This is a genomic window from Nonomuraea terrae (assembly GCF_004348995.1).
GTDB lineage: Bacteria > Actinomycetota > Actinomycetes > Streptosporangiales > Streptosporangiaceae > Nonomuraea > Nonomuraea terrae.
In genome coordinates this window covers 23066-32073 of sequence record NZ_SMKQ01000089.1, presented here as the reverse complement: position 1 = coordinate 32073, position 9008 = coordinate 23066, and the positions used below count along the sequence as shown (strand labels likewise).

Sequence of the window (9008 nt, the reverse complement as noted above, 5' to 3'; positions counted from 1 at the left end):
GGGTGGGTGGCCGTGGAGCCGCGGCCGGGGGCGGGCGGCGGCAGTCCGACGTTTCCGGTGGGGGTCGGTCGCTTGTCCGCGAAGACCGCTCGTTTTCCAGCGGTCGGTCGCGTGGGTGGGCTTTCGGGGATGCCGGGCATCGGCTGGACGTCATTCCTGTGACCGCGTTGCTGGGCGACGAGCGGTTCCGGGAGCTGACAGGAGTGGGTCCCGACGCGCTGGAGAGTGTGGCGGAGGGCGATCGCGCGGTGTTCCTGCCGAAGCTGTTGACGCCCGCGCACGAGCGTCCGCCGGAGGGCTGCCCCGACGGGATGCTGCTGATGGCCCGCCATGCCGTGGTGCCGTTCCTGGGCAGGGACGAGGAGCTGGACGAGCTCCGCTCGTGGGCCGCCGAACCGGACCCGCTGTCGATCGCCGTCATCACCGGACGCAGCGGCACGGGGAAGACGCGGCTGGCGGTCCAGCTGTGCGCGGAGCTCGCGCAGGCCGGTTGGGACACCGGTTTCCTGCCGTTGGACCCGGTCCACGACCTCCTGTCCGGCCCGGCCGGGCCCGAGGTGGTGGAGCTGGACGCGCTGCGGGAGACGTTGGTGGTCGTGGATCGGCCGGAGCCGTCGTACCCGATGGTGGGTGAGCTGATCCGGCGGCTGGCCAAGCATGGGCGCAACCCGCGCGTACGGCTGCTGTTCCTGGTCAGGGAGCCGGGTGAGGCGGAGGGGTGGCGGCGGCTGGACACGGCGTCGGGCGGCTGGTTGCGGCGGCTCACCACGACCACCGTCCAGCTCAACATCCGCCCTCTCACGCTCCCCGAGCGGACGGAGCACGCGCTCGCGGCCATGCGGGCGTTCGCTCCTGACCGCGCCGACCTCCCGGATCCGCCGCGACTCGACGATCCCGTGTACGGGCTGCCGTTCCATGTCCACCTGGCCGCCCTGCTGCGGGTGCGCGACGGCGATCCGGCCGAAGGTGCGGGCGGCGGGCTGCTCGGACGGTTCGTCGCCCGCGAACTGGACCGGTGGATCCGCGCGGAACGCGACGACTCCGCCCAGGAGGACACCCGGCAGGACGAGTCCCGATCCCCTGATGAGGAGATCCTGCGGGAGGACGCGCCACGAGAGCCCGTGCGGCAGGCGGTGGCGGCGCTCGCGCTGACGGCGCCGGCCTCCGCCGAGCTCGCTGGCCTGCCGGCCGTCGTGCCTGGCGTTCCCCATGAGGGCGGGCGGCTGAGGGCGTTCGGGCCTGAGCTCGTGGTCGGGGAGTTGCTCGCCGGGACGGAAGGCCTGGAGCGGCTCGTGCTCGCGTTGCACGACCGCGAGGGCCGTACGGTCGAGCAGCTCATCCACATGATCGACGTGCTGCTCCTGACGTCCGGCAGGGAGCCGGTGGGGGCGGCGCTGCGGGCGCTGGTCACCGGCCGGATCGCCGAGCTGGTCGGGGAGGCCGTGGCGCACCCCGGCACCCGGCTGGGCGACGTGCTGGACGCCGCGCTCGCCCTGGTCGCCGCCGATCCGGGGCCGGCCGCGATCGTGTCCGCCGGGGTGCCGATGCCGCGGCGCGGCGTCGGGCTGGGGTTACGGGCGCTGAACGTGACGCTCGCCGACCTGGCCGTCCGGCACCGGCGCGCGCACGGGGACCGCATCGCCCTGGCCGGAGCGCTGACGTGGTCGTCGAGCGCGCTGGCGAGTGTGGGACGGCTCGGCGAGGCGGTCGCCGCGGCGACGGAGGCCGTCGAGAGCTACGCCGGCGCTCCCCCGTACGAGGCGGCTGCCGGGCGGGCGGATGCCCTGTTCGGGCTGGGGGCGTGCCTGCTGCTCGCCGGTGCGGGCGCGGACGCGCTGAAGCCCGCGCAGGAGGCGGCGGCCAGGTTCCGCATCCTGGCCGAGGAGGATCCGCGCTATTCGGGCGAGGCCGCGCGGGCGCACCACAACCTCGCGTGCGCGCTGCTGGAGGCCGGCCGGGTGGGTAACGCCGTGGCGGCGTTCGAAGCGGCGGGAGGCGACCCGGACTTCGCGGCGCACGTGGCCGCTGTGCTGTCCGTCCTGGACGCGGACGTCCCTCCTGGGGCAACGGCGTTCGCTGCCCCCGAACCGTCCCATGCGGCCGGGCGTGGGCCGTCGGCGTTCTCCGGCATCGAGGCGTCGCGAGCGGCCGGACCGAGGATGGCGGAGATCTGGCGGGTGCCGGGGCCGGTGACGGCGTTCGAGGAGGTCAAGGCCGTCGAGGTGCTGCCCGAGGTGGCGGGGTGTCTCGGCGTCGCGGCGACCGAGGCCGTCAGGGCGGCGGCTTCGACCAGCAGCGACGTGGCCCATCGGCTCCACCTGATCGCCACCCGGCTGGACGCGTACGGCAGGCCGCGCGACGCCCTGGTTCCGGCGGCCGAGGCGGTGGCACGCCTGCGGGGCCTCGCGGACGCGGAGCCCGGGCTGCGGGCCATGCTGGCCTCGGCCGCCTCCGCCCTGGCCGGCGTCCAAGCCCGCCTCGACGACCTGGACGCCGCCGCCAGGTCCGCCGCCGAGTGCGTACGGAACCTGCGCGCCCTCGTCACGCTGGAGCCCGCCGAGCACCGCCCCGCGCTCGCCGCCGGGCTCCTCGATCTCGGCGAGCTGCTGCTGGCCGACGACCGTCCCGAGGAGGCGCTGGCCCCGCTGCAGGAGGCCATGACGGTGGCCGCCGACGGCGGCGCGGCGCGCGCGAGGCGTCTGCTCGGGCTGTGCCTGGACGAGCTGGGCCGTACCGCGGACGCCCGCGCCCAGCTGGAGATCGCCGCCGAGCTGTACGACGTGCCGGGCGCGGGCCATCTCGTACGCGGGCAGGACGGATCGGCCGAGGTGCGGGCCAGGCTGAGCCGCATGGAGCCGGCCGAGCCGGAGACCGGCGAGCCGTGGCTGCCCGGCCTGACCGTCACCCCGCCCCAGGAGGCGGTGGCCAGGGCGGAGGAGCGGCTGGCGGAGTGCAGGAGGGCCGTCGAGGACGCCGGCGCGCCGGGGCCCGAGCTGGTCGACGCCTACCTGTCGGCGCAGGCCGTGCTCGCCACCGCCTGGGCCGACGCGGGACGGGCCGGTGACGGGCTCGCGCTGGCCACGCAGGCGGCGGAGCTGCTCCAGCGGCACGCCGCGCCGGGCCCGCCGCACGCGATCGCCGTGGGCATGGTCGCCGCCGCGCTGGGCCGGGCGCTCGTCGGGCTGGGACGCCACAAGGAGGCCGTCCCGCACCTGCTCACCGCCATCGAGTCGTACGAGCCGCAGGCGGAGCTGAGCGTCGCCTTCCGTACGGAGCTGGCCCATCTGCTGACGCTGGAGACCGTGGCGTTGTCGCGCGCCGCCTGCCCGGCCGACGCGGAGGCCGCCGCCGACCGGCTGGTCGAGCTGTACGCGGCGCTGGTGGGCGAAGGAGCGGAACCGCCGCCGGCGCTGGCCGGCGCGCTGCGGCTGCAGGCCGGGATCCGCTTCGCCCGGCAGGACGCCGAGGGCGCGCTCCGGTCGGTCACCCGCGCGCTCGACGCCGTCCCGTCACCTCCAGGGGACGACGACGCGCGGCTGCTCACCGCCGCCTGCCTGGAGCTGGGCGGCCTGTGCCTGGCGGAGCTGGGCGACGCGCAGGCGGCCGGGGACCGGCTGGCCAGGGGGACCGCGCTCATGGCGCGGGTCGGCACCGTGCCCGGCGATCTCATCGGGGTGCACCTGCTGGCGCTGGTGCGGCTGGCCAGGCTGCGCGCCCGGGAGGAGGGACCGGCCGCCGGGGCCGCCCTGTACGCGCGGATCCTGGACATGCGTCCCCTGCCCGGAGCCGATGTGCTGGGGACGCTCGTCGACGAGCTGTCCGGCCTCGTCGCCGAGATGACGGGGACCGCGGGGCTGGCGGGTCCGCTCGCCGCGTTCGCCGAGGCGCTGGAGCGGGACGTGCCGCTGGGCGGCGCGCCGGAGCTGCACGCCCGGTACGCCCGCTGCCTGGCCGCGTTCGGCGCGGCGGCGGCGCGGGACGGGGACGACGAGGGCGCCGTCCTGGGGGCGGAGCTGGCCGTGCGCGTCTACCGGGGGCTGGCCGTGGTCTCCGGCGCGTACCGGGAGCCGCTCGGGGTGGCGCTGGCGGAGCTGGCGGCGGTGTACGCGCTGTCGGGGCGGGTCGAGCTCGCCGTCCTGGAGCAGGCCGTCGGCCTGCTCGGGGGCCGGCCGGACCGCACGTTCGCCGAGGCCCTGCTCGGGTACGCCGCCGAGCTGCTCGAACGCGGCCGGGCGGTCGAGGCGCTGGCGCACTGCGAGCGGGCCGCCGACCTGTGCGACGAACTGGACGACCCGTCGGTGGCCGCCGCCGTGTACGCCCAGCTGGGCGCCACTCTGGCGGCCCTGGACCGGCCGCAGGCGGCTCTGGAGGCGATCACCTGGTCCCTGGCCGAACTGGACCGCGCCGACCAGGACCGGCCGGAGCAGGACCGGCCGGAGCAGGACCGGCCGGAGCAGGACCGGATGGAGCCGGCGCGAGTGCGGGCGCGGGCGATTCAGGTGCGCGGGACGGTGTTACGGGCGTTCGGGCGGGAGCAGGTGGCGATGGCGCACCTGGTGGAGGCGCTGCGGCTGTTCACCGCGCTGCCCGATCCGCAGGCCGCCGCGGAGACCGCCGCGATGATCGCCGACGACCTCCTGGCCGCCGGCCGCCCACGGGAGGCCGCCGAGTACGCCGGAATCGCCGCGACCGGACACCGCCCCGGCACCGTCAAGCACGCCCTGGCCACCCAGCGGCTGGTGCGTTGCCACATGATGCTGGGCGCGCTCATCGAGGCGAACGCGCTGGTGGAGAACCTGATCCGGACGGCCAGGCGGGACCCGGACGACCTGACGTACCGGGCGGTCCTGGCCGATTCGCTGGCGCAGAGCTCGGAGCTGCTCCCGCTGCTGCGGCTGGACGGCGCCGTGGAGGCCGAGACCAGGGCGCGCGAGGCCATCGCGATCTACGACGAGCTGATCGCCACGGGCACGGACCAGCAGGCCCTGCACACCGGCCGGGCGGGCGCGTGCCTCACACTGGCCTCGGCGCTCAGGATGCGCGACCTCGCGGCGGAGGCGATCAGCCCGCTGCGGGAGGCGGTGGCGGAGCTGGAACAGTTCTCCCCCGGCAACCCGATGCAGGGCGGCCTGCTGTCGCGGGCGATGCTCATGCTGGGCGACGCGCTCATGGAGGCCGACCGGCCGCTGGAGGCCGGGCTCGTCTTCCACCGGGCCACGCAGGTCACGCGGGACGCGCCGGCCAGGGCCGTCGCCCACGCCCGGCTCGGCTTCTGCCAGCTCGACCTGGGCCGGGACGACGCCGCCGACGCCGCCCTGCGCGTCTCCGCCGACCTGCTGCGCGCCCTGCCCGCGGCCCGTCAGGACGGCGACCTGCTGCGCGACGTCCTGCGCGGCCGGTTCAGGCTGCTGGAGAAGGCCGGCCGCGACCAGGAGGCCCGCGCCGTCGAGGCCGAACTCCTCCGCCTCGGCGCCACCCCCTGACCGCGCGTCAGTCCCGCGGCCGGTACAGGGCGATGATCACACCGGTGGGAGTCGTCGTCGCGTCGGTCAGCCGGAACGACGACGGGCCCGGACCGGCGAACAGGCGGCGTCCGGAGCCCAGCACCAGCGGGTGGATCATGAGAACCATCTCGTCCACGAGGCCCGCCGCCAGCAGTGAGCGGACGAGCACGCCGCTGCCGAACACCACCAGGTTCTCGGAGACCTCCGCCTTCACCTTGCCGACGGCCTCGACCGCGTCCCCGTGGAGCAGCACGGAGTTCCGCCACGGCAGCGGCCCGCTCAGCGTCGTCGACGCCACGTACTTGGTGACCCGGTCGAGCGCCTCGGTGAACGGGTTCGGGGCCTGGCGCGGCCAATAGGCCGCGAACCGTTCGTACGTCGTGCGCCCGGCGAGCAGCGACCAGGCGCTCGACATGCTCGCCCCCATCACCTCCTGCATCAAGGGGTCCTGGGCCGCCGACGCCCAGCCGCCGTGCCGGAAGCCGTCCCGCGGGTCCTCCTCAGGATGCCCGGGGGCCTGCATGACGCCGTCCAGCGTGAGGTGTTCGATGACCACGATCCTGCCCATGTCCTTCTCCTTCGTGTGGGGTCACCACCTACACGAAGGGCGGCCTGTCAGATCGACACACCTCCGGAAGAGGATTCGACGGTTTCGCGGGCCCAGCGGTAGTCGGCCTTGCCGGCCGGTGAACGCACCATCTCGGCGACGAACGCGTACGTGCGGGGCACCTTGTAGCCGGACAGCCGCGTCCGGCAGTGCGCGTCCAGCTCGGCGGCGGTGACCCCGGCTCCGGGGCGCGGCTCCACCACGGCGGCCACCCTGCTGCCCCACCGCTCGTCCGGCACCCCGGTCACCACCGCGTCGAACACCGCCGGATGTCCCTTGAGCACCGCCTCCACCTCCTCGGGGAAGACCTTCTCCCCACCGGTGTTGATGCACTGCGAGCCCCGGCCGAAAATGCTCACGGTGCCGTCGGGCTCGACGGTGGCCAGGTCGCCGGTGAGCAGCCAGCGGGTGCCCTGCTCGTCGGTGACGAACGTGCGGGCCGTCTTCTCCGGGTCGTTGTAGTAGCCGAACGCCACCCGTCCCGACCTGGCCAGCGTGCCGATCTGCCCGGAGCCGGGCTCGACCGGCCGCAGCCGCTCGTCCAGCACGGCCAGCTTGACCACGGAGTTCGGCTGGTAGCGCAGGCCCTTCTCCGGCGACGACCCGGCCACGCCCGAGGCGGTGTAACCGGACTCGGTGGAGCCGAAGTTGTCGAGGATCATGACGTTCGGCAGCAGCTCCTGGAGGCGGTCGCGTACGGCGCCGGACAGGATCGCCCCGGTCGAGCCGACCGCGTACAGCGACGAGACGTCGTACGAGCCGCGCGCCAGCTCCTCGGCCAGCGGTCTGGCCATGGCGTCGCCGGTGATGTTCAGGGTGGCGACGCGCTCACGCTCGACGGCCCGCCACACCTCGGCGGCGTCGAACTTGCGCACGTACACCATGGTCGAGCCCATCCACCAGGCGAGGAACGTGGCCATCTGCGCGGCCCCGTGCATGAGCGGCGGGGCGGCCATCATCACCATGGGGGTGGCCTTGACCGCCTCGTCGATCACCTCCTGCGGGGTGGCGCGCGGCAGGCCGTACGGGTTGCCGCCGCCGAAGCCCATGAACAGGTCCTCGACGTGCCACATCGCGCCCTTCGGCAGGCCGGTGGTGCCGCCGGTGTAGATGATGTACACGTCCTGGCCGGACCGCGGCGGGAAGCCGCGCTCGGTCTTGCCACGTTCCAGGGCGGTCGCGTACGGCACCGCGGAGCCGATCGACGGCGGCCCGCCCACCGCGATCAGGTGGCCGAGCATCGGCGCCCGGTCCGTGACGGCGGCCACCCTGGGCTCGAACTCCACGTCGTAGACCAGCGCCCGGATGTCGGAGTCGCGGTAGAGGTAGGCCAGCTCGGCCTCGACGTAGCGGTAGTTGACGTTGATCGGCACGGCCCGGATCTTGAGGGCGGCGAGCAGACCGGCGATGTACTCGACGCCGTTGTAGAGGTGCAGGCCGACGTGCTGGCGCGGCTCGACGCCGAGGTCCTGGAGGTGGTGCGCGAGCCGGTTGGCCTCGGCGTCCAGTTCGGCGAACGTGCGGCGTTCCCCGCCGCAGACGACCGCCGTGCGCTCCCCGATCGTGTCCGCGAGCCCTTCGAACAGGTCAGCGTGGTTGAACTCCATCAGGGCCTCTCCCGTCCGACGATCCACATCGCGAAGAACTGGGCTCCCCCGCCGTAGGCGTGGCCGAGCGCCGTACGGGCGCCGTCCACCTGGTGGTCGCCGGCCATGCCGCGCACCTGCAGCGCGGCTTCGGCGAACCTGATGAGCCCCGAGGCGCCGATCGGGTTGCTGGACAGCACGCCGCCCGAGGCGTTCCACGGGATGTCGCCGTCGAGCGCCGTGGCGCCCGACTCGGTGAGCTTCCAGCCCTCCCCTTCCGCCGCGAACCCCAGGTTCTCCAGCCACATGGGCTCGTACCAGGAGAACGGGACGTAGACCTCGGCGACGTCGATCTGCCGGCGCGGGTCGGTGATGCCGGCCTGGCGGTAGACGTCGGCCGCGCAGTCCTTGCCCGCCTGAGGGCTGACGGTGTCGCGGCCGGCGCGGAAGATCGGCTCGGAGCGCATGGCGGTGCCGTGCACCCAGGCGGGGGTGCCGGTGACCGCCGACTCGGCGGCGAGGACCACCGCGCAGGCGCCGTCGCTGCTCGGGCAGGTCTCCAGGTAGCGGATGGGCTCCCAGAGCATGGGCGTCGACTCGACCGTCTTCTGGTCGATACCGGGGATCCTCAGGTGCGCGTACGGGTTCTTCAGCGCGTTCAGCCGGTCCTTGACGGCGACCAGCGTGCCGATGTGGCCGGGGGCGCCGGACCTTCGCATGTACTCGCGGATGTGCGGGGCGAAGTAGCCGCCCGCGCCCACCACGAGCGACGCGCTGAACGGCAGATGGGTGGACAGCGCCCAGGTGGCGTTCGACTCCGACTGCTTCTCGTACGCCACCACCAGCACCCGCTCGTGCACGCCCGCCTGGATGAGCGAGGCGCCGACCAGCGCCGTGGTGCCGCCGACGCTGCCCGCCGTGTGCACCCGCATCATCGGCTTGCCCGCCGCGCCGAGCGCGTCCGCGAGGTACGCCTCCGGCATCATCACGCCCTCGAACAGGTCCGGCGCCTTGCCGATGACCACGGCGTCGACGTCCTTGAACGTCAGCCCGGCGTCCTCCAGCGCCCGCAGCGCCGCCTCTCGCACCAGCCCCGCCATGGAGACGTCGCGCCGTTTGGTGGTGTAGTGCGTCTGCCCGACGCCAATGACCGCGCACCTGTTCATGGGTCGCTCACCACTCCTCATTCGCTCCGCGGCCGGCCTCGTCCCTCAGCCGTCCACTCCGCTCACTGCGTCGGGATCGCTCCCGGTTCATGGGTCGCTCACCACTCCTCATTCGCTCCGCGACCGGCCTCGTCCCTCAGCCGTC

At 74.5% G+C, this 9008-nt stretch carries 4 protein-coding genes; 1 reads left to right on the top strand and 3 read right to left on the bottom strand.

What is annotated here, in order from left to right:
• Nucleotides 1–158 precede the first annotated feature (158 nt).
• Nucleotides 159–5483: a tetratricopeptide repeat protein gene (locus E1286_RS48105; RefSeq protein WP_165969914.1), complete on the top strand. Its 5325-nt coding sequence runs from the start codon at nucleotides 159–161 to the stop codon at nucleotides 5481–5483.
• A 7-nt stretch (nucleotides 5484–5490) separates the two neighbouring features.
• Here the strand turns inward: E1286_RS48105 and E1286_RS25630 are convergent, their stop codons facing one another.
• From E1286_RS25630 to E1286_RS25620, 3 genes are read right to left on the bottom strand one after another with little or no spacing between them, the layout of a single operon-like run.
• A complete protein-coding gene (locus E1286_RS25630; RefSeq protein ID WP_132616231.1) occupies nucleotides 5491–6072 on the bottom strand; it encodes a dihydrofolate reductase family protein in 582 nt (193 codons plus the stop codon).
• A 47-nt stretch (nucleotides 6073–6119) separates the two neighbouring features.
• Nucleotides 6120–7718 carry an acyl-CoA synthetase gene (locus E1286_RS25625; RefSeq protein ID WP_132616229.1) on the bottom strand — a complete coding sequence of 533 codons (1599 nt, stop codon included), beginning with the start codon at nucleotides 7716–7718 and terminating at the stop codon, nucleotides 6120–6122.
• Nucleotides 7718–8863, bottom strand: a complete 1146-nt coding sequence (locus E1286_RS25620) for a thiolase domain-containing protein (RefSeq protein ID WP_132616227.1) — start codon at nucleotides 8861–8863, stop codon at nucleotides 7718–7720. The genes E1286_RS25625 and E1286_RS25620 overlap by 1 nt, the downstream gene beginning before the upstream one ends.
• Between the last annotated feature and the right edge of the window lie 145 nt (nucleotides 8864–9008).